This window comes from Agrobacterium sp. A3-95 (assembly GCF_053521785.1).
In genome coordinates, this window is record NZ_JBNWDR010000004.1 from 410,486 (window position 1) to 434,847 (window position 24,362).

At 58.2% G+C, this 24,362-nt stretch carries 27 protein-coding genes and 1 tRNA gene; 13 read left to right on the plus strand and 15 right to left on the minus strand.

All coding sequences use genetic code 11. The annotated features are described in order from the left end of the window. Positions 1-9 precede the first annotated feature (9 nt). The 3 genes from ACQZ5Y_RS14260 to ACQZ5Y_RS14270 all read right to left on the minus strand — a co-directional run bounded on the left by ACQZ5Y_RS14260 (position 10) and on the right by ACQZ5Y_RS14270 (position 3,497). The gene (locus ACQZ5Y_RS14260) at positions 10-1,167 is read right to left on the minus strand and encodes an amino acid ABC transporter permease (RefSeq protein ID WP_013636194.1); all 1,158 of its coding nucleotides are present in this window, start codon (positions 1,165-1,167) and stop codon (positions 10-12) included. Between the two features lie 3 nt (positions 1,168-1,170). After that, entirely contained in the window at positions 1,171-2,367 is a 1,197-nt protein-coding gene (locus tag ACQZ5Y_RS14265; RefSeq protein WP_003515368.1) for an amino acid ABC transporter permease, read from the minus strand. Positions 2,368-2,474: 107 nt separating this feature from the next. Beyond that, on the minus strand, positions 2,475-3,497 hold the full coding sequence (locus tag ACQZ5Y_RS14270; protein ID WP_003515366.1) for an amino acid ABC transporter substrate-binding protein: 1,023 nt from the start codon (positions 3,495-3,497) through the stop codon (positions 2,475-2,477). Positions 3,498-3,873: 376 nt separating this feature from the next. On the opposite strand from ACQZ5Y_RS14270, the gene ACQZ5Y_RS14275 reads away from it, so the two are divergent. Continuing rightward, entirely contained in the window at positions 3,874-5,061 is a 1,188-nt protein-coding gene (locus ACQZ5Y_RS14275; RefSeq protein WP_003515364.1) for a cystathionine beta-lyase, read from the plus strand. Positions 5,062-5,063: 2 nt separating this feature from the next. Here ACQZ5Y_RS14275 and ACQZ5Y_RS14280 read toward each other — a convergent pair whose 3' ends face one another. Together ACQZ5Y_RS14280 and ACQZ5Y_RS14285 are read right to left on the minus strand one after the other, a co-directional pair. Then, on the minus strand, positions 5,064-6,233 hold the full coding sequence (locus tag ACQZ5Y_RS14280; protein WP_174049477.1) for an FAD-dependent monooxygenase: 1,170 nt from the start codon (positions 6,231-6,233) through the stop codon (positions 5,064-5,066). A gap of 29 nt (positions 6,234-6,262) precedes the next feature. Further along, positions 6,263-6,508, minus strand: a complete 246-nt coding sequence (locus ACQZ5Y_RS14285) for a zinc-finger domain-containing protein (protein WP_065658544.1) — start codon at positions 6,506-6,508, stop codon at positions 6,263-6,265. 170 nt (positions 6,509-6,678) lie between these two features. Between ACQZ5Y_RS14285 and ACQZ5Y_RS14290 the strand changes: the two genes are divergently transcribed. From ACQZ5Y_RS14290 to ACQZ5Y_RS14300, 3 genes are all read left to right on the plus strand, one after another. Continuing rightward, positions 6,679-7,455: an alpha/beta fold hydrolase gene (locus tag ACQZ5Y_RS14290; RefSeq protein ID WP_025593509.1), complete on the plus strand. Its 777-nt coding sequence runs from the start codon at positions 6,679-6,681 to the stop codon at positions 7,453-7,455. Between the two features lie 143 nt (positions 7,456-7,598). Beyond that, positions 7,599-8,423 carry a serine O-acetyltransferase gene (gene cysE / locus ACQZ5Y_RS14295; RefSeq protein WP_003515358.1) on the plus strand — a complete coding sequence of 275 codons (825 nt, stop codon included), beginning with the start codon at positions 7,599-7,601 and terminating at the stop codon, positions 8,421-8,423. 151 nt (positions 8,424-8,574) lie between these two features. Further along, entirely contained in the window at positions 8,575-8,778 is a 204-nt protein-coding gene (locus ACQZ5Y_RS14300) for a DUF3126 family protein (RefSeq protein WP_003515356.1), read from the plus strand. Positions 8,779-8,833: 55 nt separating this feature from the next. Here ACQZ5Y_RS14300 and ACQZ5Y_RS14305 read toward each other — a convergent pair whose 3' ends face one another. Next, positions 8,834-10,228, minus strand: a complete 1,395-nt coding sequence (locus ACQZ5Y_RS14305; protein WP_174049475.1) for a cytochrome P450 — start codon at positions 10,226-10,228, stop codon at positions 8,834-8,836. Positions 10,229-10,339: 111 nt separating this feature from the next. Here ACQZ5Y_RS14305 and ACQZ5Y_RS14310 point away from each other — a divergent pair, with 111 nt between their 5' ends. Then, a complete protein-coding gene (locus ACQZ5Y_RS14310) occupies positions 10,340-11,005 on the plus strand; it encodes a TetR/AcrR family transcriptional regulator (RefSeq protein ID WP_174049474.1) in 666 nt (221 codons plus the stop codon). Positions 11,006-11,101: 96 nt separating this feature from the next. Here ACQZ5Y_RS14310 and fdhA read toward each other — a convergent pair whose 3' ends face one another. Together fdhA and ACQZ5Y_RS14320 are read right to left on the minus strand one after the other, a co-directional pair. Further along, entirely contained in the window at positions 11,102-12,292 is a 1,191-nt protein-coding gene (gene fdhA, locus ACQZ5Y_RS14315; RefSeq protein ID WP_025593503.1) for a formaldehyde dehydrogenase, glutathione-independent, read from the minus strand. Positions 12,293-12,596: 304 nt separating this feature from the next. Beyond that, positions 12,597-13,469, minus strand: a complete 873-nt coding sequence (locus tag ACQZ5Y_RS14320) for an ATP-binding protein (protein WP_013636188.1) — start codon at positions 13,467-13,469, stop codon at positions 12,597-12,599. Positions 13,470-13,676: 207 nt separating this feature from the next. On the opposite strand from ACQZ5Y_RS14320, the gene yajC reads away from it, so the two are divergent. From yajC to ACQZ5Y_RS14345, 5 genes are all read left to right on the plus strand, one after another. Continuing rightward, a complete protein-coding gene (gene yajC / locus ACQZ5Y_RS14325; RefSeq protein ID WP_003515350.1) occupies positions 13,677-14,024 on the plus strand; it encodes a preprotein translocase subunit YajC in 348 nt (115 codons plus the stop codon). A gap of 79 nt (positions 14,025-14,103) precedes the next feature. Then, positions 14,104-16,668 (plus strand): protein translocase subunit SecDF, encoded by a 2,565-nt coding sequence (gene secDF / locus ACQZ5Y_RS14330; RefSeq protein WP_003515348.1) that lies wholly within the window; start codon positions 14,104-14,106, stop codon positions 16,666-16,668. Then, on the plus strand, positions 16,668-17,060 hold the full coding sequence (locus tag ACQZ5Y_RS14335; RefSeq protein WP_025593500.1) for an Mth938-like domain-containing protein: 393 nt from the start codon (positions 16,668-16,670) through the stop codon (positions 17,058-17,060). The genes secDF and ACQZ5Y_RS14335 overlap by 1 nt, the downstream gene beginning before the upstream one ends. A gap of 23 nt (positions 17,061-17,083) precedes the next feature. Next, positions 17,084-17,929: a phytoene/squalene synthase family protein gene (locus ACQZ5Y_RS14340; RefSeq protein ID WP_174049473.1), complete on the plus strand. Its 846-nt coding sequence runs from the start codon at positions 17,084-17,086 to the stop codon at positions 17,927-17,929. A 160-nt stretch (positions 17,930-18,089) separates the two neighbouring features. Further along, positions 18,090-18,548, plus strand: coding sequence for a hypothetical protein (locus ACQZ5Y_RS14345; protein WP_003515343.1), 459 nt, complete (start codon positions 18,090-18,092; stop codon positions 18,546-18,548). 14 nt (positions 18,549-18,562) lie between these two features. Here the strand turns inward: ACQZ5Y_RS14345 and ACQZ5Y_RS14350 are convergent, their stop codons facing one another. The 3 genes from ACQZ5Y_RS14350 to lipB form a co-directional block, all read right to left on the minus strand. Beyond that, positions 18,563-19,498: a DMT family transporter gene (locus tag ACQZ5Y_RS14350; protein ID WP_174049472.1), complete on the minus strand. Its 936-nt coding sequence runs from the start codon at positions 19,496-19,498 to the stop codon at positions 18,563-18,565. Between the two features lie 75 nt (positions 19,499-19,573). Further along, positions 19,574-20,641: an NAD(P)-dependent alcohol dehydrogenase gene (locus ACQZ5Y_RS14355; protein ID WP_003515339.1), complete on the minus strand. Its 1,068-nt coding sequence runs from the start codon at positions 20,639-20,641 to the stop codon at positions 19,574-19,576. A 69-nt stretch (positions 20,642-20,710) separates the two neighbouring features. After that, positions 20,711-21,442, minus strand: a complete 732-nt coding sequence (gene lipB / locus ACQZ5Y_RS14360) for a lipoyl(octanoyl) transferase LipB (RefSeq protein WP_003515336.1) — start codon at positions 21,440-21,442, stop codon at positions 20,711-20,713. 189 nt (positions 21,443-21,631) lie between these two features. On the opposite strand from lipB, the gene ACQZ5Y_RS14365 reads away from it, so the two are divergent. Further along, positions 21,632-21,716 (plus strand) — tRNA-Leu (locus tag ACQZ5Y_RS14365). Positions 21,717-21,932: 216 nt separating this feature from the next. Here the strand turns inward: ACQZ5Y_RS14365 and ACQZ5Y_RS14370 are convergent. Continuing rightward, positions 21,933-22,121 carry a hypothetical protein gene (locus ACQZ5Y_RS14370; protein WP_080580964.1) on the minus strand — a complete coding sequence of 63 codons (189 nt, stop codon included), beginning with the start codon at positions 22,119-22,121 and terminating at the stop codon, positions 21,933-21,935. 196 nt (positions 22,122-22,317) lie between these two features. On the opposite strand from ACQZ5Y_RS14370, the gene ACQZ5Y_RS14375 reads away from it, so the two are divergent. After that, entirely contained in the window at positions 22,318-22,743 is a 426-nt protein-coding gene (locus tag ACQZ5Y_RS14375) for a PAS domain-containing protein (protein ID WP_174049471.1), read from the plus strand. A 75-nt stretch (positions 22,744-22,818) separates the two neighbouring features. On the opposite strand, the gene ACQZ5Y_RS14380 is transcribed toward ACQZ5Y_RS14375, so the two are convergent. Further along, entirely contained in the window at positions 22,819-22,986 is a 168-nt protein-coding gene (locus tag ACQZ5Y_RS14380) for a Thivi_2564 family membrane protein (RefSeq protein ID WP_003502827.1), read from the minus strand. A 121-nt stretch (positions 22,987-23,107) separates the two neighbouring features. On the opposite strand from ACQZ5Y_RS14380, the gene ACQZ5Y_RS14385 reads away from it, so the two are divergent. Next, the gene (locus tag ACQZ5Y_RS14385) at positions 23,108-23,536 is read left to right on the plus strand and encodes an OsmC family protein (protein WP_003515329.1); all 429 of its coding nucleotides are present in this window, start codon (positions 23,108-23,110) and stop codon (positions 23,534-23,536) included. 3 nt (positions 23,537-23,539) lie between these two features. Here ACQZ5Y_RS14385 and ACQZ5Y_RS14390 read toward each other — a convergent pair whose 3' ends face one another. Both ACQZ5Y_RS14390 and ACQZ5Y_RS14395 read right to left on the minus strand, forming a co-directional pair. Next, positions 23,540-24,034: a peptide deformylase gene (locus ACQZ5Y_RS14390; protein ID WP_065702495.1), complete on the minus strand. Its 495-nt coding sequence runs from the start codon at positions 24,032-24,034 to the stop codon at positions 23,540-23,542. A 17-nt stretch (positions 24,035-24,051) separates the two neighbouring features. Continuing rightward, positions 24,052-24,354, minus strand: a complete 303-nt coding sequence (locus tag ACQZ5Y_RS14395; RefSeq protein ID WP_013636181.1) for a hypothetical protein — start codon at positions 24,352-24,354, stop codon at positions 24,052-24,054. Positions 24,355-24,362 lie beyond the last annotated feature (8 nt).

Below are 24,362 nucleotides of genomic sequence, written 5' to 3' on the forward strand. Positions count from 1 at the left end.
GAGCATCCCTTATCGTTTATGCCCGGTGTCGAGGTGCCGTTCCATGAACAGCGAATAACGCGACATGCCGAAGCAGAATATCCAGAATATGAACCCGGCGAAAATATAGCCCGTCATTGCGGTGACAGGTGTCGCCCAGTTCGCATCCGATTGGTTGAGTGTGACAATGCCAAGCAGGTCGAACATGCCGATGATCGAGACCAGCGACGTGTCCTTGAAAAGACCGATGAACGTGTTGACGATGCCCGGAATGACGAGCTTCAGCGCCTGCGGCAGCACGATCAGCCGGGTTTTCTGCCAATAGTTCAGGCCGAGCGAGTCTGCCCCTTCATATTGCCCCTTCGGGATGGCCTGCAAGCCGCCACGGATCACCTCCGCCATATAGGCGGACGAGAAGAGCGACACGCCGACCAGAGCGCGCAGGAACTTGTCGAAGGTCCAGCCGTCGGGAAGGAACAGCGGCAGCATGATGCTGGCGAAGAACAGGACGGTGATCAGAGGAATACCTCTGATAACTTCGATGAAAAGCACGCACAGCATTTTTATTACCGGCAGGTTCGACCGGCGGCCAAGCGCCAGAAGAATGCCGAAGGGCAGGGACACTGCAATTCCGAAGAAAGACAGGATCAGGGTGACCATCAGGCCGCCCCAGAGCTGCGTTTCCACCACCGGCAGGCCGAAGACGCCGCCGATGAGGAGGAAAAACGCAATGACTGGCAGGATGATGAAAAGCGCCAGCGCATTGAGCCGCTTGAACGGCGCTTTCGGAATGAGCATTGGCACCAGGAGGATGGTGAACATGACCATCACAAGGATAGGACGCCAGCGCTCATCGATCGGGTAACGGCCGAACATGATCTGGCCGAACTTCGCCGAAACGAAGGCCCAGCATGCGCCGGACTGGCCATCGGCCAGCGCACCGCCCTGGGAGGCGGTGAGGCAGGCGATGCGATCCGTACCGGTCCATACCGCGTCTACGAACAGCCACTTGAAGATTGGTGGCAAAAGATAGGCGAGGAACGCGATGGCAAGAACCGTAAGGACGGTGTCCTTCGGCGTGGCGAAAAGTTTGGTGCGCAGCCAATGGCTGATGCCAACCGCGCTTGAAGGCGCGGGTTTGGCTTCTTCAATGGTGTGGCGCACGAACGCGTGATTGCTGATCGTCATCTATTATCTCTCCACCAGGGCCATTTTCGCGTTCAACCAGTTCATGACCACGGCCGTGAGAATGGACAGCGAGAGATAGAGAACGAGCCAGATAGCGACAACTTCGACCGCCTGTCCCGTCTGGTTCAGGATCGTACCGCCAACGGAGACGATGTCGGCGAAACCGACCGCGACCGCAAGCGATGAGTTCTTGGTCAGGTTGAGATACTGGCTTGTCAGCGGCGGGATGATGATGCGCATCGCCTGAGGAACGACGATCAGACGCGTCGTCGTGCTGGCGCGAAGCCCCAATGCCTCCGCTGCCTCGGTCTGCCCTTTTGCCACGGCCTTGATGCCGCCGCGAACGATCTCGGCGATAAAGGAAGCGGTGTAGAAGGAGAGCGCCAGAAACAGCGACATGAATTCAGGTGCGACGACCGAACCGCCCGCAAGGTTGAACCGCCCGGCAATCGGGTAATCGAATGTCAGGGGTGAGCCGAGCGCGAGGAATGTCGCAGCCGGAAGGCCGATGATGAGAAGTGTTGCGGTGATGCCGGTGCGGAACTGCTCGCCGGTTCTTTCCTGCCTAGCCTTCGCCCAGCGATAAATGAAGACGCTGATGACGATGGCGACCACAAAAGCGAGCGGTATCAGCCACGTCCCTTCGCCCCAGAGAGGCTTTGGAAAGAAGAAGCCGCGATTGTTGAGGTAGGTCCCAAGTGGAAGCTGCAGCGAATCGCGGGCCTGCGGCAAAACGGAGATGACGCCCTTGTACCAGAAGAAGATAACAAGCAGGGGCGGGATGTTGCGGAAGATTTCCACATAGGCCTGCGCCAGCTTCGAGATCAGCCAGTTGTTGGACAGCCGGGCGATACCGACGATAAAACCGATGATCGACGCGGCGATGATGCCAAAAAATGCGACCTGAATTGTGTTGAGAATACCAACGAGCAATGCCCGACCATAGGTCGCATCGCTGGTGTAAGCGATCAGCGACTGGCCGATATCGAAGCCGGCTCTTCCATTGAGGAAGCCGAAGCCGGACGAAATGTTTGACCGTTGAAGATTTGTGATCGTATTCGTCACGATGATCCAGACGAAGGCGGTCAGGATGACGACTGTCAGAACCTGATAAAAAATTCCGCGTATGCGTGGATCGTAGATGAGTGACGACGCGCTTTGCGCGCGCGATCGTTGCGAACTGACCGCGTTGCCTGCCATAGGCACCTTTCCCTTTTATATGCTCTTTGCGAGCTTATTCTATAATTTCAAGTGGAGGCCGGGCATTGCCCAGCCTCCCTTCAGTCCTTAGCCAACGATAGTGCCGATCAACGAACCGGCGGTGCGTATTGCAGGCCGCCCTTGGTCCAAAGCGCGTTCTGGCCACGCTCGATCTTCAGCGGCGAGCCGGCGCCAACGTTACGGTCGAAGACTTCGCCGTAGTTGCCGACCTTCTTGACGATGTTGTAGGCCCAGTCGTTCGTCACGCCGAGATCGGTACCGATCTTGGTGCCTTCTTCAGTGCCAAGCAGACGCTTGATATCAGGGTTGGCGCTGTTCTTCTGCTCGTCGACGTTTTTCGACGTGATGCCCAGCTCTTCTGCGTTGACCATCGCGTAGTGAACCCACGTGACGATGTCGAACCACTGGTCGTCGCCCTGGCGAACGGCCGGTCCAAGCGGCTCCTTGGAGATCACTTCAGGCAGAACGATGTTGTCATCGGGGTTCTTCAGCTTGAGACGGATAGCGTACAGACCGGACTGGTCGGTGGTGTAAACGTCGCAACGGCCGGAATCATAAGCCGAAGTAGCATCGGATTCCTTTTCGAAAACAACCGGGTTGTACTGCAGGTTGTTGGTCTTGAAGTAGTCGGCAAGGTTGAGCTCGGTGGTCGTGCCGGTCTGAACGCAGACGGCGGCGCCGGAAAGCTCAAGCGCGGACTTCACGTTGAGGCCCTTCTTGGCGATGAAGCCCTGGCCATCATAATAGTTGACGGTACGGAAGTTGAAGCCGAGCGATGTGTCGCGGCTGATCGTCCAGGTGGTGTTACGGGTCAGAACGTCGACCTCGCCAGACTGGAGAGCCGGAAAACGGTCCTTGCTCGAAAGAGCGACAAATTTAGCCTTTGTAGGATCGCCGAAAACCGCAGTGGCAATACCGCGGCAATAGTCCACGTCGATGCCGGACCATTCGCCCTTGTCATCGGGATTGGAAAATCCCGGAATGCCAGCGCTCACGCCGCAGGTGACGAAACCTTTCGACTTCACGTCCTGAAGCGTCGCAGCCGAAGCGACCGAGGCTCCTCCCAAAACTGCTGCGCCGATAACGGCCGACAGAATTGCCTTTTTCATTTTTCCCAACCTTTGTTTGTTATCGTCAATCGGAAGAGGACCGGCATATTGTTTTTGCCCCAGCTCCCCCCTTCAGCAGATCTTTTCGATCCGCTTTTTCTATCACAATCGTAATTGGCAGCGGGGTCAAGACATGCTGACAATAATTGTGCCTATAAAACGGAATTTTCCAAATTTTGGTCTGGAAGTGTGCAAAGGGTGAAAATATAAGCATATTTTTGCGGAAAAATACACTTGCACGAATTTTGTATACTTCTTGTATGCTGTTGACGGGTGGATCAATCCTCTCATCTACGAATGTTCTGCGGGACTTGACCTTGCCTCCGGCTCTCCGCATTGTCGCTCGCGTCAATATCCCTTCGAAAGCTGATCTGAAATGACCAAGACCAATGACCTGCTTTCCACCGCAGGTATGAATACGCGCCTGACCCATGGCGGCAACGATCCCGCCGACTGTTTCGGTTTCGTCAATCCGCCCATCGTGCGCGGTTCTACCGTGCTTTTCCCCGATGCCGAGACGCTTTCGACCGAAAACCAGAAATACACCTATGGCACCCACGGCACGCCGACGACCGATGCGCTATGCAATCTCGTCAATGAGCTGGAGGGTTCTTTCGGAACCATTCTCGTGCCATCGGGCCTTGCGGCGATCACCGTGCCGTTCCTCGCCTATCTTGGCGCCGGCGATCATGCGCTGATCGTCGATTCGGTTTATTTTCCCACACGCCGCTTTTGCAACACGATGCTGAAGAAGCTTGGTGTGGAGGTGGAGTATTACGACCCGGCGATCGGGACGGGTATCGAAGCGCTGATCCGCCCGAATACCAAGCTGGTGCATCTTGAAGCGCCGGGTTCCAATACCTTCGAGATTCAGGACGTTCGGCTGATCACCGAGATTGCCCATAGGCACGATTGCGTCGTGACGATGGACAATACCTGGGCGACACCGCTTTATTTCAAGCCGCTCGATTTCGGTGTCGATGTTTCCATCCATGCCGCCACCAAATATCCGTCAGGTCATTCCGATGTCCTGATGGGCTTTGTTTCCGCCAATGAAAAGCACTGGAAGACGCTTTATCAGGCGAACACCAATCTTGGCATCTGCGTGACGCCTGATGACGCCTATCAGATCCTGCGCGGCATGCGCTCCATGGGCATTCGGCTTGCGCACCACCAGAAAAGCGCCCTCGACATCGCCACCTGGCTGGAAAGCCGCGACGACGTCGTGAGCGTTCTGCATCCGGCCCTGCCGAGCTTTGCCGGGCATGAACTCTGGAAGCGCGATTTCAAGGGCGCGAGCGGCGTATTTTCCTTCGTGCTGAAGGCCGAAGAGGGCAAATACAAGCAGACTGCGGCGGCATTCCTGAATGCGCTGACCTTCTTCGGGCTCGGCTATTCCTGGGGTGGATACGAATCGCTTGCCGTGTCGGTGTCGCTTGTCGACAGGACGATTGCCAAAGGCCCGTCGGAAGGTCCGGTCATCCGTCTGCAGATAGGGCTTGAAGATATCGCCGACCTCAAGAAGGATCTCGAGGCCGGGTTTGCGGCGGCAGCCGCGGTCTAACCTCAGCCTTTGGCGCGGTAGCCGTATAGCCAGTCGAAGTCCTTCAGGAAGGCTTCCCTCGGACGTGTCGAGAAGACGAAGTCCCGGGCAAGCCGAACCGGGCCTGTGGCGTGATAGGCGAAACGATTGAGAGAGGCCCGCTTGCGGGCCTTTTCTATGCGCGGCAGACGCAGGGCTTCGAAGGCGGCAAGGGCCTGTGGTACGGGCAGGGATGTTCCGGTCAATGTGCCCGCCAGTTCAAATGCATCCTCGATGGCCATCGCCGCCCCCTGTGCGGCAAAGGGCATCATCGCGTGGGCAGCGTCGCCGATCAGCACCGTATCGCGACCATTGTGCCAGCGTCCGGCACCGGCCTGATAAAGTGGCCAGAAGGTCGGATTTTCCGACGATGCCAGCAGCCGAACGATATCCGGGCTCCAGCCGCGAAACTGCGCGAGCAGCATGGCTTTCTGTTGGCCGCTCGATTCCGCCCGCCATGTTGCGCCGGGATCGGCGCCGAGTGCGATGGCCACAATGTTGAAGCCGCCGACTTCCTTCAGCGGGTAGGCGACGATATGGCCACCCGAACCGAGATAGGCGGTGACGGCGCTTTTGTTGATAGCTGACGGCACATCTTTTGCCGCGACCGTGAAGCGCCAGGCAATATTGCCGGAGAAAGTGGCCGTGGGGGCGGAGGGGACAGCGAAACGGGCCGCGGACCAGACACCGTCTGCGCCGACGATCAGGTCGTGATCGCGGAACGTGGTTGCAGCGATGACGTCTGTCGTCGCGTTTTCGATACGTTTGCCAAGATGCAGGCGGCAGAGCGGATTGCGCGTTACCGCATTGAGAAGCGCGTTTTGCAACGTCGAGCGATGCAGCACGCCGTAAGGTGCGCCCCAGCGTGTGCGGGCCGTCGCACCCACGGGTAAGGACAGCAACGTGGCAAGCGATTTGCCATCGGCCAGATCGACACTGACCGGCTCGGTCCAACGCGCCTCTACCTCAGTCATCACGCCGAGTTCGGCAAGGATGCGGGCGGCATTGGGCGATACTTGCAGGCCCGCACCGACTTCCGTCAGTTCGCCGGCCTGTTCAACGATGTCAGAGCTGATGCCCTGGCGGGCAAAAGAAAGCGCTGCGGTGAGACCGGCGATGCCGGCACCGACGATGGCTACGGATTTGATGGGCATGTCGCGCCCCGATCAGGAAAGGTGGAAGGTCAGGCGGCCTTCACATGGAAGACGCAGCCTGGAGGATTGGTCTGCTCGGCCTTCAGCGACGGATTGTAGCGGTAAAGGGTGGAGCAATAGGAACAGACCTTCTCGTTTTCGTCGCCCATGTCGATGAAGATGTGGGGATGATCGAAAGGCACCGAAGCGCCGGTGCACATGAATTCCTTGACGCCGATCTCGATCACGCTGTGTCCGCCATCGTTCTGGAAGTGGGGAATGGAATGCCCGGCCATGTTCGTCTCCAAATGCAATATCGTGGTTAAGCCGCAGGTCGTCATCGAGCATCGGCTTATTGATGCGGATATGTAGCCTCAAACGCATTGCATCTCCATAAAAATCGTCAGGAAAACATGTTCAAAATTGCGATTTCCTGCCATATGGTCCGGCAAAAAGGATGTCCTTGATGAATCTCAACATGCCGCAATTTTCCGATTTTTCCCATGACGGCCTTCGCCTTGCCTATTTCGATGAAGGTGATCCGGCGGGCGATCCGGTTCTGTTGATTCACGGCTTTGCTTCCAGCGCCAACGTCAACTGGGTGCATCCAGGCTGGCTGAAAACGCTTGGTGACGCCGGTTACCGGGTGATTGCCATCGACAATCGCGGCCATGGCGCAAGCGACAAGCCGCATGATCCGCAAGCCTATTATCCGCCCGTCATGGCCGGCGATGCGGTGGCGCTGCTTAATCATCTCGGCATCGCGGAGGCTCATGTGATGGGCTATTCCATGGGCGCACGCATTTCGGCCTTTCTGGCGATGGCACATCCGGAGCGTGTCCGCTCACTGGTTTTCGGCGGACTTGGCATCGGCATGGTGGAAGGTGTGGGCGACTGGGATCCGATCGCTGAAGCGCTGCTGGCCCCCTCGCTCGATGTCGTCACGCATGAGCGCGGCCGTATGTTCCGCGCCTTTGCCGACCAGACGAAAAGCGACCGGCTGGCGCTTGCAGCCTGTATCGAGACGTCGCGTGTCCTCGTCAGCCGCGAACAGGCCGCAAAGATCGATGCACCGACGCTGATCGCGGTCGGAACCAATGACGATATCGCCGGATCGGGTGCCGAACTTGCGGCGATCATGCCGCATGCGCGCGCTATCGACATTCCCGGCCGTGACCACATGCTGGCCGTTGGCGACCGGGTGTTCAAGGCGGCGGTTCTGGAATTTTACCGCAGCCTTTGATGGGTGGCGGCAAGAAACGGTTTTTCATGCTGCATGAAGAAAAACTGAAGCCTTGCCGCCTTTAAAGTCGTCATTCGAATCCCATTTCTTATGCACGTCTTTTTCTGTATAAAGAACGACTACTGCAAACGAGGAGACCATTCATGGTCGCACGTACCGAGGCCCGTCAGCCGGAACAGCTGGCGATCGTCGATCCGATCTGGGGCAGCCTGCTGCATGAGGCACGAAGCGCCGTGGCGCAGGACCCGCTGCTTTCGGCTTTCCTTTATTCGACAATCCTCAATCACCGGTCTCTGGAAGAATGCGTGATTTATCGCATCTGTGAACTCCTCGATCATCCCGATATGCAGGCCGTTCTTCTGCGCCAGACCTTTCAGGACATGCTGGATGACTGGCCCGAATGGGGCAGCGTGCTGCGCGTCGATATTCAGGCGGTTTACGATCGCGATCCGGCCTGCACGCGCTTCATGGAGCCGCTCCTTTATTTCAAGGGGTTTCAGGCCATCCAGACGCATCGCCTTGCCCATTGGCTGCTGCAAAAGGGCCGCAGGGATCTGGCGCTTTATCTGCAAAGCCGCTCGTCCAGCATTTTCCAGACGGATATCAATCCGGCAGCACGCATCGGCAAGGGTATCTTCCTCGATCATGCCACCGGGCTTGTGGTCGGCGAGACGGCCGTTATCGGCGACAACGTTTCCATCCTGCATGGCGTGACGCTTGGCGGCACCGGCAAGGAGGGGGCGGACCGTCATCCGAAGATCGCCAATGGCGTGATGATCGGAGCGGGCGCGAAAATCCTCGGTAATATCGAGATCGGCAGTTGCTCGCGCATCGCCGCCGGTTCTGTGGTGCTGAAGCCGGTCCCGCCGAAGACCACCGTTGCCGGTGTGCCGGCGCGGGTGGTGGGAGAGGCAGGGTGTTCCGAACCCTCGCGCCTGATGGATCAGGTCATCGGAGCCGATATCTGACGGGTCCGATATTTTCTCAATCGTCCGTGTTGAAGGCTCCGCGTGAAAGACACGGCCTGTGAAAGACATTGGCGATGTGCCGCTTTCACTTTACTTTCGCCTTTGTCCCATGCCAAAAGCGGCGCAACCCGAACCGCACAGGAGAATAGTGGTGAAAGCCGACGAAATCAAAAAACTCGACGCCTATTTCAAGCGCACCTTCAATGAAAAGATGGTTGTGAAGGCGCGTCCCCGTAAGGACGATTCCGCCGAAGTGTATCTTGGCGAAGAGTTCCTTGGCGTTGTCTACATCGATGACGAGGACGGCGACCGCTCGTACAACTTCTCCATGGCAATCCTCGACGTCGATCTTTGATCGTCACTGCCCGGTGACGGGTGGTTTTCCCGGATTAATAGTCGCCCGCGGTGGTTCACGCCGCGGGCGATTTGTTTTTGCGGTCGGTGATACGCATCATCAAGCGGCTTTGCGGCCGCAACGTCACCCTCATCAGTGGCTCCGCCGGACTTGCCGATCTGTTTTCGAGATGGACGTTCTGCAACAGCACCGCCAGGATCGACACGGCCTCCATCATCGCAAATGCATTGCCGATGCAGACACGCGGACCTGCACCGAAGGGCATATAGGCGTAACGGTGGCGCGCCTTGGTCTTTTCCGGCTCGAAGCGGGAAGGGTCGAAACGTTCCGGTTCGTCCCACAGCGCCGTGTGCCGGTGGACAGCGTAGATCGGCACATAAAGAACGGTTCCGGCAGGAATATCATGGTCGCCGAGCTTGAAATCCTGCAACGCCGTGCGGGTAACGACCGGGGCAGGTGGGTAAAGCCGCATCGCCTCGGAAAATACCTGTCTGGTATAGGTCAGTTGGGCGATGTGCTCTGCGGCGACGGGATTTCCACCCGTGACGGCTGCGATTTCCTCGACGACTTTCCGCTCCACGTCGCTGTGTTGCGACAGCAGATTGAACGTCCATGCCAGACCGAGCGCGGTCGTTTCGTGACCGGCGGTGATGAAGGTGAGCAGATTGTCGATGATTTCCTTGTCGCTCATCATGCGTCCCGTCTCGGGGTCCTTCGCCTGAAGTAGCATGGACACCAGATCGTTTCTCTCGACAGGGTTCTGCCGCCGGTCCGCAATCACCGTCGACAGGCTGGAGCGCAGATAACCGACAGCGGCCCGGGCCTTGCGCCGACCGGGGTGGGGGAGCCATTCCGGTGCGCCCAGCATGGCGAGCGCGAAGGTCCAGCCTGTCGGTTTCAGATAGTCGGTAATGCTTTGCTCCACGCGCCCGATATCGATCCCGTGGCCGCCGGACATCATGGTCTCAACGATGATGTCGAAGGTGGTCCGCATCATTTCATGGCCGATATCGATGTCAGCGAAAGGAGATACGCGCCAGCGCCTGCCGGTTCGCTCCGCCGCCTCGATCATGACGGGCAGCAGTTCCAGCAGCTTTTCGTGCCGGAAGGCGGCGGCAACCGATTGCCGTTGCCATTTCCAGTGATCGCCATCGGCGGTCAGAAGGCCCTGTCCGAGAGCGGGGCCAAGCGCGCGGCGCACGTCCTCACCCTTGCCGAGCAGATGGGCGTTCTTGACGAGGGCCTCATGAATAAGGACAGGATCGGCAAGATGGACGCGCATCGTACCGCCGACACGGATAAACACTGCCGGTTCGTTGAAAATCTCCGGTGGCAATGCGTTCAGCGGGTTGCGGATGAGTGAGAGGGCCAAACGTGCTGTGGCGAATTTCGATACGGGTGCCGCAGCGGATGTATCCGGGAGCGGGGTGCGAAGGTCGGTTCCGGGCATCGACAGGTCCTTTATTCGCGTTGAACACTCAAATTTATTTGTTAAGGTGTGTACCTTATTTTATTCATTTAAGGTGTGCACCTTAGGTTTCAATAGCGGGGTCCGATATCAATGAAGAAAAGCGAGGCCGGACGATCGACGGGGCGTCCTTCCCCCACACGACAGAGAATAATCGCTGCCGCACTCCAACTATTTAACGAGAGGGGGCCTGATCACGTAACCACAGCCGAGATCGCAAGGGCAGTGAATATCAACGAGGGTAATCTTTATTATCATTTCCGCACCAAGGAGGCATTGGTGCTGGCGCTGTTTGCCCTGTTCGAGACCGACGCACTGGCGGTTGTCGCAAAGATCGACGAAGAGGACGAAGTTGCCGCATCGACGTATGCTGGCTTTCTGCGGCTCTGGTTTTCGCTGGTGTGGAACTACCGCTTTCTGTTTCGCGATTTTGTCGGCCTTCTTTCCTCCGCGCCTGGGCTGGTGGAGCCGGTTCGCGGCATAAGCGCGGCAATGCGATTTGCCGTTGATGATATCGTCAGCCGGATGGAGAGGGCAGGGCTTGCAGAGATTCCAGAAACCGAGCGGGCGACCCTTCTTACCAATCTCTGGATCGTCTCGACCTATTGGGCGGCGTATCTCAACCTTCAGGAAGGCGTCACCGAATTCGGGCCGCAGCAACTGGACTGGGGACTTCGGCAGGTGTCCAGCCTGTTTCGACCCTATCTCTCACCATTGGCCACCTCCGAGCTGGAGGCGATGCTTGAAGTTGATCCATGATTTCACCTGATGATGACAATGTGAATGCAGGCAAAAACGCCCGCGACAATATCTATCGCGGGCGTTTCCCATCTCGCGGGTCTTAAGCCGCCGGTATCAGGCCGACTTCAGCAGATCGCCGTGCGGATCGAGCACGAACTTGGTTGCGGCACCCTGGTCGAAGCTTTCATATCCCTGTACGGCGTCGTCGAGTGCGATGATCTTGGCGTTGACGATGTCGGCAATGGGCAGGCGGTCGTGCAGGATCGACTGCATGAGCTGGCGATTGTATTTCAGCACCGGCGTCTGGCCGGTATGGAAAGATTGTGCCTTGGCCCAACCGAGGCCGAAGCGAAGCGACAGGCTGCCCTGTTTTGCTGCGGCATCGACCGCACCCGGGTCTTCGGTGACGTAAAGACCGGGAATGCCGATCGAGCCGGCGGCACGGGTGATTTCCATCATCTGGTTGAGAACGATGGCCGGCTGTTCGCCGCCCGAATGGCCACGCGCTTCGAAACCGACGGCATCGATGGCGCTATCGACCTCGTTGGTGCCGACGATCTCGGCAATCATGTCGCCCAACCGATCACCCTTGGAAAGATCGACGGGCTCGAAGCCGACCTTGGCGGCGTGCGCAAGGCGATCCTTGTTGAAATCACCGATCATGACGACGGCGGCACCGAGAATACGGGCAGACGCGGCAGCCGCCAGACCGACCGGACCGGCGCCCGCGACATAGACCGTGGAGCCGACACCGACGCCGGCCTTCACCGCGCCATGAAAGCCGGTCGGCAGGATGTCCGAGAGCATGGTGAGGTCGCGGATCTTGGACATTGCCCTGTCGCGGTCGGGAAATTTCAGAAGGTTGAAGTCGGCATAGGGAATGGTGACGTATCTGGCCTGTCCGCCGATCCAGCCGCCCATGTCAACATAACCGTAGGCGCCGCCGGCACGGGCGGGGTTCACCGTCAGGCACACACCGGTATCCTGCGACTTGCAGCAGCGGCAGCGACCGCAGGCGACGTTGAACGGCACCGAGACGATATCGCCGATATCAAGCATCTCGACGTCGACGCCTTTTTCAATGACTTCGCCGGTGATCTCATGGCCAAGGACGAGGCCGGGCATCGCCGAGGTGCGGCCGCGCACCATATGCTGGTCCGAACCGCAGATATTCGTGGAAATAACCTTGAGAATGACACCGTGCTCGATACGGCGGCCATCCGGCGCCTCCAGCTTCGGATCATCGATGTCGCGGACCTCGACCTGGCCGGGGCGCAAATAGACGACGCCTCTGTTTTTGCTCATATCCATCTCCTCCTTGGGTTGAACACCAATACCGGCCCGCTCCTCCGCGGACAGGATATCGTCAAAACTCATGCGCGGACCCGTATGCGGCTCGCGTGGAATCTCAATCGGCGAGGGGATGGAAAGAAGAACAATCGGCGCGTCTGGACAAACGTCGCCTGCCTCTTGATCACCGCCCGCCGCAGATACCCGGCATTACGCCGGATATGTGCAGCAAACCATTTGGCGGGCGATGTGGCGGTCGGGAATACGACAACGCCTATAGCCGCAACGACACCGGCTCTCGCCAGATGTCACGGTGGCGTTATCTGTCGATCGATTTTCTCAGGCGCCCGGCGGCATCCTGAATATATTGCCAGGCGACGCGACCGGAGCGGCCGCCGCGCGTGGTCGCCCATTCCAGCGCCTCGTGATGCAGGGTTTCGCGATCAAGGCCGAGATCGAAATGTTCGGCATAGCTGTCAATCATCGTCAGATAGTCTTCCTGGCCGCATTTGTGGAAGCCGAGCCACAGGCCGAAGCGGTCCGAGAGCGAGACCTTTTCCTCAACAGCTTCCGAAGGGTTGATGGCGGTCGATTGCTCGTTCTCCATCATGTGGCGCGGCAGAAGATGACGGCGGTTGGACGTGGCATAGAACAGCACATTGTCCGGACGCCCCTCTATGCCGCCATCGAGTGCTGCCTTCAGCGACTTGTAGGCCGTGTCGTCGTGATCGAAGGAGAGGTCGTCGCAGAAGACGATGACGCGTTCGCCGGAAGCTTTCAATATATCCAGCAAGGCGGGCAGGGTGTGGATATCTTCGCGATGCACCTCGACCAGCTTCAAGGGAACGCCGCTTGCGGCGCGCACATCTTCGTGAACGGCCTTGACCAGCGAGGATTTGCCCATGCCGCGTGCGCCCCAAAGCAGCACGTTGTTGGCGGGAAAACCATCGGCAAAACGCAGCGTGTTCTCGTGCAGGATATCGCGCACATGATCGACGCCGCGAATGAGTTTCAGCGCAATGCGGTTCGGACGCGAGACCGGCTGCAGAAAGGAATTGACCGGCGTCCAGACAAAGCAATCCGCCGCATTCCAGTCGTTCACGGCAGGTGCCGGGCCTGCCAACCGTTCCATGGCGACGTTAAGCCGGCGCAGTTCGGCAAGAAGCAGGGTGGCCGTCTCTTCTCGAATCATGGTGTTTCTTCCGCTTATCCGATGTTCATAACGATGTTTTCAACCCGGCCTAGCATGGCGTTTCAGGCCCATAAAGGTTAAGAGGTCCGGAATCGGTACGGCGTGGCTTCTGCATCTGTTGCATTCCCGGCGTTCCCCACTATATTCCGGCGGCTTGAAAGCTGGGGCGGCATACGAGGTCGTGCTGTAATCGTTGAGGAGTTTTATATGTTCATTAGTCAAGCTTTTGCCCAGGACACGGCGGGCGGCGCGTCTGCATTCGGTTCCGGCCTTGAGATGCTTTTCCTGTTTGCACCGCTTATGGTGGTCTGGTACTTTTTCCTCATTCGCCCGCAGCGCGCGCAGATGAAGAAGCGTCAGGAAACGTTGACCAATATTCGCCGTGGCGATCAGGTCGTTCTTGGTGGCGGCATCGTTGGCAAGGTGACCAAGGTCATCGACGACAATGAACTCGAAGTCGAAATCGCCGAAGGCGTGAAAATCCGTGCCGCTCGTGCTTACATTGCGGAAGTGCGCGTGAAGGGCGAAGTGGTCAAGACGGAAGCCGCTTCCTGATCCTGCCGGATAATTGAACGTCCGCTTCCGAATTTGACGGGTTGCGCATCGCGCAACCCCAACCCTGACCGAGATCGAAATGCTTCATTTTTCCCGTTGGAAAACAGTCTTTATCTGGTTGCTTGTGCTGGCAAGCGTCTTCATCGCATCTCCCAACCTGTTTTCGGACAAGCAGCTGGAGGGCATGCCTGCCTGGTACAAGGACAACAAGGTAACGCTCGGTCTCGACCTTCAGGGCGGCTCGCACATCATGCTCAAGATCGAGCGTTCCGACATCGTCAAGGAACGGCTTGAAACGATCGTGGGTGACGTGCGCACGCAGCTTCGCGACGCCAACATCCGCTATTCGGGGCTTACGGGCAACGGCCAGCAGATCCAGGTTCGCATCAGCGATCCCGCTCAATATGAAGCGGCGAAAACCGCGCTTCGCGACCTGACGCAGCCGGTGTCCGCCGGAACGCTGGTCGGCGGTTCCATCACAGAAGTGACGATGAACGACGGCGGCGACAATCTGCTGCGGCTCAACCTGACCGATGAAGGCGTGGATTATCGCCTGTCCTCGGCCGTGTCGCAGTCCATCGAAGTCGTGCGCCGCCGTGTTGACGAAGTCGGCACCACCGAACCTCTCATCCAGCGTCAGGGTTCCGACCGCATCATCGTACAGGTGCCGGGCCTCCAGGATCCGCAGCGCCTGAAATCGCTTCTCAACCAGACGGCAAAGCTGTCCTTCCGCATGGTCGATACCACCATGCCGGTGCAGGAAGCGATGAATGGCCGTCCGCCCGCGACCTCAGAGGTTCTTTATTCGCAGGACGATCCGCCGGTTCCCTATCTGGTGGAACGCCGCGCGCTCGTTTCCGGCGACAACCTCGTCGATGCGCAGGCAAGCTTCAACCAGCAGACCAACGAACCCGTCGTCACCTTCCGTTTCGACAGCCGCGGTGCGCAGCGCTTTGCGCAGGCGACGCAGCAGAATGTCGGCAAGCCTTTCGCCATCGTGCTCGACAATCAGGTCATTTCTGCACCTGTAATCCGTGAGCCGATCATCGGCGGTTCGGGACAGATTTCCGGCAGTTTCTCGGTTCAGGGCGCCAACGACCTTGCAGTCCTGTTGCGTGCGGGCGCACTTCCGGCCACGTTGACCGTGGTTGAGGAACGCACCGTCGGTCCGAGCCTTGGTAACGACTCCATCACCGCCGGCCTCACGGCAAGCGCCATCGGCGCCGTCGGCGTTCTCATCTTCATGTTCGTCTTTTATGGGTTCTTCGGCCTGCTTGCGAACATCGCCCTCATCGTCAACGTGGTCATGCTGATCGCCGTCCTCAGTGTGATCGGATCTACGCTCACCTTGCCCGGTATTGCGGGTATCGTCTTGACGATCGGTATGGCGGTGGACTCCAACGTTCTGATCTACGAGCGAATACGCGAAGAGGTGAAGAGCGGAAAACCGCTGATCCAGTCACTGGATAATGGTTTCACACGCGCCTTTGCGACCATTATCGACGCCAACCTGACGACGCTGATCGTTGCAAGCGTGCTGTTCTACATGGGCACGGGTCCGGTCAAGGGCTTTGCCGTCACGCTTGCGGTCGGTATCATCACCACCGTCTTCACGGCCTATACGCTGACGGCCTGGATGTTTGGCTACTGGGTTCGCCGCAGCCGTCCGAAACATCTGCCGAAGGGTGTACGCACCGCCATGTTCGACGGTCGCGACATTCCGTTCATGCGTTATCGCCGTGTGGTTTTCATGATCACCGGTGTGATCATGCTCGCCTGCGTCGGCGGCTTCGTGGCCAAGGGCCTGAACCTCGGCATTGATTTCCAGGGCGGCTCGGTTATCGAAGTGCGCGCCAAGCAGGGTGAGGCCGATCTCGCAGATATTCGCGAGCGTCTGAACCAGCTGAACCTCGGTGAAATCCAGGCACAGAATTTCGGCACGCCGCAGGACGTTCTCATCCGCATTCAGGCGCAGGACGGCGGCGAAAATGCCGAGCAGTCGGCAATCACCCTGGTGCGCGGCGAGTTGCAGGACAAGTATGATTTCCGTCGCGTGGAAGTCGTTGGTCCGGCCGTGTCCGGTGACCTGACCGTGACCTCCACGATCGGCGTTGTGCTCGCCATGGCGGCGATCATGATCTACATCTGGGTTCGCTTCGAGTGGCAGTTTGCACTGGGTGCGGTCATCTCGATGGTGCACGACGTGGTCTTCACCATCGGCCTGTTCGTCTTCCTGGGTATAGAGTTCAACCTGACCAGTATCGCGGCAATCCTGACGATCATCGGTTATTCGCTGAACGATACGGTGGTCATCTACGACCGTGTCCGTGAAAACCTCCGGCGATACAAGAAGATGCCACTTTCGATGATCATCGACGTATCGCTGAACCAGACCCTTTCGCGCACGATCCTTACCGGTCTGACCGTGCTTCTGGCACTGCTGGCACTGTATCTGTTCGGTGGCGAGGTCATTCGTTCCTTCACCTTCGCCATGTTGTTCGGCGTCGGTATCGGCGTGTTCTCCTCGGTCTATATCGCGGCTCCGGTGCTGATCGCCTTCAAGCTGCGTCCCGACAGCAAGGATGCGGAAGACGAGAAGGATGAGAAGTCCGGCAATGCCATCGGCGGCAAGCCTGCCGTCTGATGGCCGGCGGGATTGAAATACGCCCGGCCCATTTTCCCGGCCGGGCGCCCATCGATGCCTATGGCAATGGCGGTTTCCGTTTCGCAGACATGTCGCACCGCGGCTCTCTCCTGTTGTTGCCTTCCGGCATTCACGGCTGGAGCCCGGTTGATGTGAAAGAATTGACGCTTGAGCATTTCGACAAGGTTCTGGCTGATGCGCAGGATATCGAAGTTCTTTTGATCGGCACGGGTGACGGCATGCGGGTCTTGCCGAAGGAATTGCGCGAAGCCTTCAAGCAAGCGGGCATTTCGGTCGATCCGATGAGCACGGGTGCTGCCGTTCGCACCTATAATATCATGCTTTCGGAATCGCGCGCCGTGGCTGCGGCGCTGATTGCCGTCGAAGGCTGACAGGACGTTTCGCGCGGGGAAACATGGCACCCACAGAGAATCTAGACGTCTGCCTCGCGACGCTGCGCGACACCGATCGCGACCGCTATCTCGCGTGCCTTCTGTCTCCGGCCGACAAGCGCGCAGCACTTGCCGCGCTTTATGCCTTCAATGCCGAAATTGCCCGAATCCGCGATTCCGTGCGCGAGGCGCTGCCTGGCGAAGTTCGTATGCAATGGTGGCGCGATCTCCTTGATGGCAATGCGCATGGGGACAGCCAGTCTCACCCCGTTGCTGCCGCTCTTTTGTTGGCGATCGAGCAACATCGCCTGCCGCGACCGGTTCTTGCCAATATGATCGAGGCGCGCATCTTCGATCTTTATGACGATCTGTTCGTGGATCGTAACGCGCTCGAAGGCTATGCGGGGGAGACCGCCTCGGCACTGATCCAGTTGGCGAGCCTTGTGCTTTCGCCGGAAGACACTCCAGCAAGTGCGGAAGCTGCGGGACATGCGGGGGTTGCGCAGGCCATGGCCGGCATTCTAATGCTGATGCCGCTGCACCGTCGTCGTGGGCAGGTCTATATCCCCGCCGATATGCTCGCGGCTGCCGGGCTTAATCGCGAGACGTTTCTGGAAGGCGACGACAAACAACGCATCGGCATCGCCATCGAGATTTTTGCAACGCACGCGCTTGATCACATCGAGAAGGCGAGACGCGCCAAGATGTCCCGGAATGTCTTTGCGGCCTATCTTCCCGTTGCCTTGTCCGGCCCGTTCATCGCCGCTGCCAGAAAGGCGGGAGCGGGCGTGTTTGAAGGCGAAGTGCAACTGTCGCAGCTTCGCCGGCAATGGCTGCTGGCAAAGGCGTCTTTCCTCAAGCGTTTCTGATTGCTCGAACTGCACATCGCGCAGACAGATCGGAGCAATTTTCGCGTCGAGGCCGAAGAGCCACACTTCACGCAAGCCTCGGTGTTTAAGAGCTTGAGCCGGGTTCGCATCGTTTCGATTCGCGAATCGCGATGTTTCTGTGCTGAGGGAGCCTTCCCGCATGAATATGGCGGTCTGGATAATCGTTTTCGTGCTGCTTGCGGTCTTCGCTGTTTATGCCTGGCGCATGACACGGGCAACGGATGAGGACAATAACCACGATGTGGGGCAGGCGATCATGGATTTTGCCCGCGCGTTTCCCACCGAGGCGATCAGAAGCCTGCATATGACGGTGGATGGCGGCGCAGCCTTCGTGCGGCTGCACGACAACAAGGCCGGCTTCATGCGCAATATGGGATCCCATTACGTGTGTCTGATGATCGATCCCGAGCGGATAAGGGTCGAGAGTCTGGAAAGCGGTGACGGTTTCGTCGTTACGTTTTTCGATACGCCGAAATATAGCGGCTCATACCGCTTCAAATCCGCCGGAGAGGCCGCCGAGGTTTCGCTGTGGCTGCTCGGTAGCCTTGTGGAGGCGCAGGACCATCACGACGAAGGACCGCAGCCCTCGGGCGCCTGAAAGCGTTCTGGGTGTCATTGTCCGTCGAGCGGCGGGTTCGCTTCAGTCTGCACACGCTCGCGCCAGATTATGAAAAGGCCCGATGCAACGATGATGAGGATGCCGAGCCATTTCGATGGCGTCGGAAAATCCGAAAACAGCGCATAACCGAGAACCGTCGCCGAGATGATTTCGAAATACTGGAATGGTGCCAGAAGCGACAGCGGCGCCAGCCTGAAGGCCCTGACGATCAGGAGATGCATATAGCCGGATATCGACCCTAACATGATGAGCAGGGTAATGGTGAAGCCGGATTGCGGAAGCGAGATCGCGAAATCCTTGTCACCGTAGGCGTCGCCGGCCAGAAGGGCTGCCGCCATGAACACCGTGCCGGCAATGCCGGACATGGTCTGCATGACAAGCGGACTGTCGGCATCGCCGATAGCGCGGTTAAGGAACAGGTAGAGCGTGTAGAGAAATGCGCAGGCGACCGGCAGGAGCGATGTCCAGCCGAAAATCTCAAAACTCGGCTGAATGACGATCAGAGCGCCGCCGAAACCCACCGCAATCGCTGTCCAGCGTTTCCAGCCGACCCTGTCGCCAAGGAAGAGGGCCGACATCATCGTCAGCATGAATGGCTCGACGAAATAGATGGCAAAGACATCGGCAAGTGGCATGTATTTGACGGCGGCGAAGAACATCAGGCTGGCACTGGCATGCAGCACGCCGCGCAGGCAGTTCATCCACGGTCGTCTGGCGCTGAACAGCGCTTTGGGTGAGACCAGCAGCAGCAGGGGCAGGGTGCACAGAAGCTGGAAAAAGAAGCGGTAGAAAGTGACCTGCGCCGGTGACATTCCGCCGCTCACCGCCATGTATTTGGCGATGGCATCCATGACGGGCAGCACGAACATGCAGCCCGCCATGATCATCATGCCCTTGGCGACATCGTTCAAACCGGTCTGGCTGGTCATGGGTAGGGCTGCGCTTTCAACCAAAAGGTCCGACGAGGAAACGGGAGCGCCAGAGGGCGCTCCCCCTCGACGAGGTCAGGCGGCCTTCTGGCGTGGCAGGCTCTTCATATCAATGACGAAGCGATAACGCACATCGCTTTTTATCATGCGTTCATAAGCCTCATTGATCTGATCGATATTGATCATCTCGATTTCGGCGGCGATGCCTTTTTCGGCGCAGAAATCCAGCATTTCCTGGGTTTCGGGAATGCCGCCAATCATCGAGCCGGCGAAGGTCTTGCGGCCGGGGATGAGGCTGAATGCGTGCACCGAAAGCGGCTTCTCAGGCGCTCCGACCTGCACCAGTGCGCCATCTCGCTTCAGCAACGCAAGATAGGCGTTGATGTCGTGGTCGGCGGCAACCGCGTCGATGATAAGATCGAGGCTGGAAGCCGCTTTCTTCATCTGGTCGGCATCGCGTGAAACGATCACCTCATGGGCACCGAGCTTTTTCGCGTCTTCTGCCTTGCCGGGGGAGGTGGTGATCATCACGACCGTGGCGCCCATGGCATTGGCGATCTTGACTGCCATATGGCCGAGGCCACCGAGACCGACGACGCCGATGCGCTTGCCGGGACCTGCATTCCAATGCCGCAGCGGCGAATAGGTGGTTATGCCGGCGCAGAGCAGGGGTGCTGCGGCTGCTGGATCGAGGCCTTCGGGGATCCGCAGCACATAGCGATCATCGACGACCACATGGGCGGAATAACCACCAAGCGTATGTGCGCCGCCGCCCATGGCCTTGTCAGGCGAGTTGTAGGTGCCGGTCATGCCGTTTTCGCAATATTGCTCCAGCCCTTCGGCGCAGCTTGCGCATTCACGGCAGCTGTCGACGATACAGCCGACGCCGACGCGGTCACCCGCCTTGAATTTCGTGACCTGCGCGCCCACCCGACCGACGCGGCCGATGATTTCGTGGCCGGGGACGCAGGGGTAGAGAGAACCCGGCCATTCGCTGCGGGCCGTATGGATATCGGAGTGGCAGACGCCACAGAACTCGATTTCGATTTCGACATCGCGCGGGCCGGGATCGCGACGCTTGATGGTCGCGAGCTTCATCGGCGAAGAACCGTCATCGCAGGCATAGGCTGACGTTGTGAACATGGTCGTTCCTCCTCTTGTGGTGATCGATATTGCATGCACTGGCAGGCGATAAAAAAGTTGCGGCGGGTTTCAGCCGCCGGAGCCGGCTTCGGGCACTGCCGGGCCAAAGACCTCCTCAAAGGCTTCTCGCAGCAGAACATCGACATCGCCGATCATAACCGGCAATCCAAGATCGACAAGGCTGGTGACGCCATAGGCACTGATGCCGCAGGGAACGATGCCGGAAAAATGCGCGAGGTCGGGATCGACATTTATCGACAGCCCGTGAAAGCTCACCCATTTGCGCAACCGGATGCCGAGCGCGGCGATCTTGTCCTCTGCCATGCTACCATCGGGAAGCAGGGGTTTTTCCGGACGCCTGACCCAGACACCAACCCGGTCTTCGCGCCGTTCGCCACGGACATTCATCTTGTCGAGCGTGCGGATGATGACATTCTCCAGCGCGGCAACATAGGCGCGGACATCCTGGCGCCGGCGTTTCAGGTCGAGCATGACGTAAACGACGCGCTGTCCCGGCCCGTGATAGGTATATTCGCCACCGCGACCGGTGGCGAAGACCGGAAAACGCTCCGGCTCGATGAGGTCGGCAACATCGGCACTGGTGCCTGCCGTGTAGAGTGGCGGGTGCTCCAGAAGCCACACGAGTTCGTCGGCCTCGCCATTGGCTATGGCGGCGACTTCGCGTTCCATCTCTTCTATAGCCAGTTCGTAAGGCACGAGACCTTCCGAGATTCGCCAGCGAACAGGCGGCGAGCCGGGAACGGGCAGCATATTTGTCTCGATATCCGTGCGTGTGAGCATGAAAAAGTCCTTTCCACAGCCTTCTCGCAAAATGATGAGAAGGCTGCAACCCCAGCATTTCCGGGCTTCCTGCATATAGGGTGGGCCGGGCCGATTTTTAATTTCAAAAAACTGTCACGACGCTCTTGTGCACCCAAAATCCTTTTGCTACATGCACCCCCGTCGGCGCAAGTCGACGCCTACCACGATGCGGTCGTGGCGGAATTGGTAGACGCGCAGCGTTGAGGTCGCTGTGGGGCAACCCGTGGAAGTTCGAGTCTTCTCGACCGCACCAAAGAAACCCGCTTCGGCGGGTTTTTTCTTTTTCTGCCAATTGTTTGGCGCTGCATTCTCCCAAAAAAATTGAAATATTTGACGTCGATGAAATCCGTCAATTGCTTTAGACGAGCTGAAGCGCGTCCGGTTTAAACAAACCATTGGACGCGCTCGTGATCTCTGGTTCCACGTATTTTGGCACGTGAAACCGTTATGCAATTTTGCTGGAGCTGCTTCAGCGCCGAATGATATTCGAAGCCGTGCCGTTGTCCTGATGATTACCGTCACCGACCCGGTAAGGATCGCCATCCATGACTTGATCCATCCGCCATCCGCTTCCGCGATAAGGACTTTCCCATGTCTGGCACCCGGCGAGAAAAACAGTTACCGACAGCAATCCAAAAGTAAGAGCGGTTCGCAGCATATGAGCCTCCTTCGAAATTTCATTACTTGCTCATGTAGGTGCAAGCGGTTGGCTTTGCGACGGTTTCCCTGAAATTATCGTGCTTTCAAAACCGGCCCACTGATCATTCGTCAATAAATTTCGGTGGATATCGATACACGTTGTAGTAGCCGGTTAAATACCCCCTCAAAACAAGGGGTGGAATATTAGAGGTCTGATGTTAGCGTTTGTCAGAAAAAAAGGTCTGGAGGTTTTCGTGCAGGGGGACAAGGCGGATTCAGACAATGCGCTCGGCTATTATATGTGGAGCATTTCCGACAATAGGTTGATCATGGACACCGTCACCGCGAAGTGTCATGGCTTTTCCGAAGCGGTGGCATCGCGAGGTGTGTCGATTGAGGATATTCTCGAAAGAATTGATGTGGAAATGCGCGATCAGGTGGCGCGGGCAATTTTCGAAAGCATCACTACCGGCGTGTTTTTCGACCAGCGCTACAAGGTGCATCTGCCTGATGGTTCCATCCGCTGGATCGTGGCGAAGGGCAGGGCGATTTTCGATGCTGAAAATACGCCGTTTCTTGGTCTCGGCAGCGTTCGCGATATCACTCTCAAAAAAACCTACCAGTTCGAGCCACGCCAATAGCTATCGAGTGTCATGAAAATGGCGAAAAAAGAGGCGGCTTTCGCCGCCTTTTTCTGTTCGCACGCTACCGTGATATCAGAAGACGGCGAGATATTTCAGCAGCGAAATAATGCCGATGATGATGACGATGACTTGCGCGATCTGTTTCGCGCCGCCGCCGACGGGCAGTCGTGCGATGAGCCACAAGACGAGCACGATCACCAGGAAGGTGATCAGAATGCTGACGAGCGTAGATGTAACCATAGGTCCCAGCTCCCTGTATAATAAAGGTTCAACGGTCGTTCACCGTTGTGTGAGTAAAAAGCGCCAGACAGGTTTTGGTTCCATGCGATTGGTTGCACGCGATTAAATTAGGAATATTTGAATGATAGATGGTGGAAAGGTGAAGTTGAGGCCGGTTGGCGCCACCGCCAAGGTCGGGCGGCTTGGGCGCCCACTGATATCGACAGTGACCGGCGGCGCCCTGGAAATTGTGACGGGTGTCTCTGAACCGGGCTTCAATCCGATCGACCTCCTTTATTCGTCGCTTGCGGCATGCCTGGCGCTCAGCGCCCGGATTGCGGCGAGCCGCATGGGGTTGCTGGACGGCTTCGAGAGCGTGCTCGTTGACGTTTCCGGTGAGAAATCCGCGCAGGAGCCCTATCGCATCATTCGTTTCGATATCAGGATGGAGATTGCCGGGAGTTTCGATGAGGCGACGCGCGCCGCAATTGCCCATGCGGCCGAAGATATCTGCACCGTCAGCAACACTTTGAAGGGCGACGCGGACTTTGCACTTTCGATCGCTAGCTGATCGTCACGGCTTTCGGGATTTTTCCCATTTCTTCACCAGCCGGTCGCGTTTCAGCTTCGACAGGCGCTTCAGCCAGAACACACCATCCAGCTGGTCGATCTCGTGCTGGATGCAGATGGCGTGAAATCCCTTGGCGCTTTCTCGATGTTCCACGCCCGCTACGTCCTGAAACCTCACCTCGACCTCAGACGGACGTTCCACCTCTTCGGTGAAGCCCGGCATTGAGACGCTGCCTTCTACATGCCGCATGGTCTGCGCGGAGTGACTGACGATTTCGGGATTGATGTATGTCAACACGGTTCCCGGCGTCAGCTCAAGCACGAAGACGCGCTGTTTTACACCGATGTGAGCCGCGGTGATGCCGACGCCGGGGGCGGCGCGCATGGTGTCGATCAGGTCCGTGACCAGATTTTGCAGGTGGTCGTCAAAAACAGTGACCGGCGCGCAAATCTCGGAAAGGCCGGCATGGGGGTAGGACAGGATCGGCCTGATTGCCAAGGAATGCTCCGTTCGTTTCAGGTTTGAGAGGATAGCGCGGCGAGCGCCTGTCCTTCCGCTGTGACCTCCAGCCAACTGCGCTGGGTGCGGGCGTCGCGTTTCGTCACCCGCACAAAGCGCGGTGACAGGGCGGAGATTTCGCGCAGGACGAGGGCATGCGCAAGTCCCAGCCGATTGGCGATGCTGCGGCTGTCGGTGGCGATATCCATATTGATGGCAAGAAGGATCGCCGCGCACGTGGCCGAAAGCGCCTGCGACGATCCTTGCACGATCTGCTCCACCGCTGCCATGAAAGCCGCTGCAGATTGTTCCTCACCCATCAAGCCAT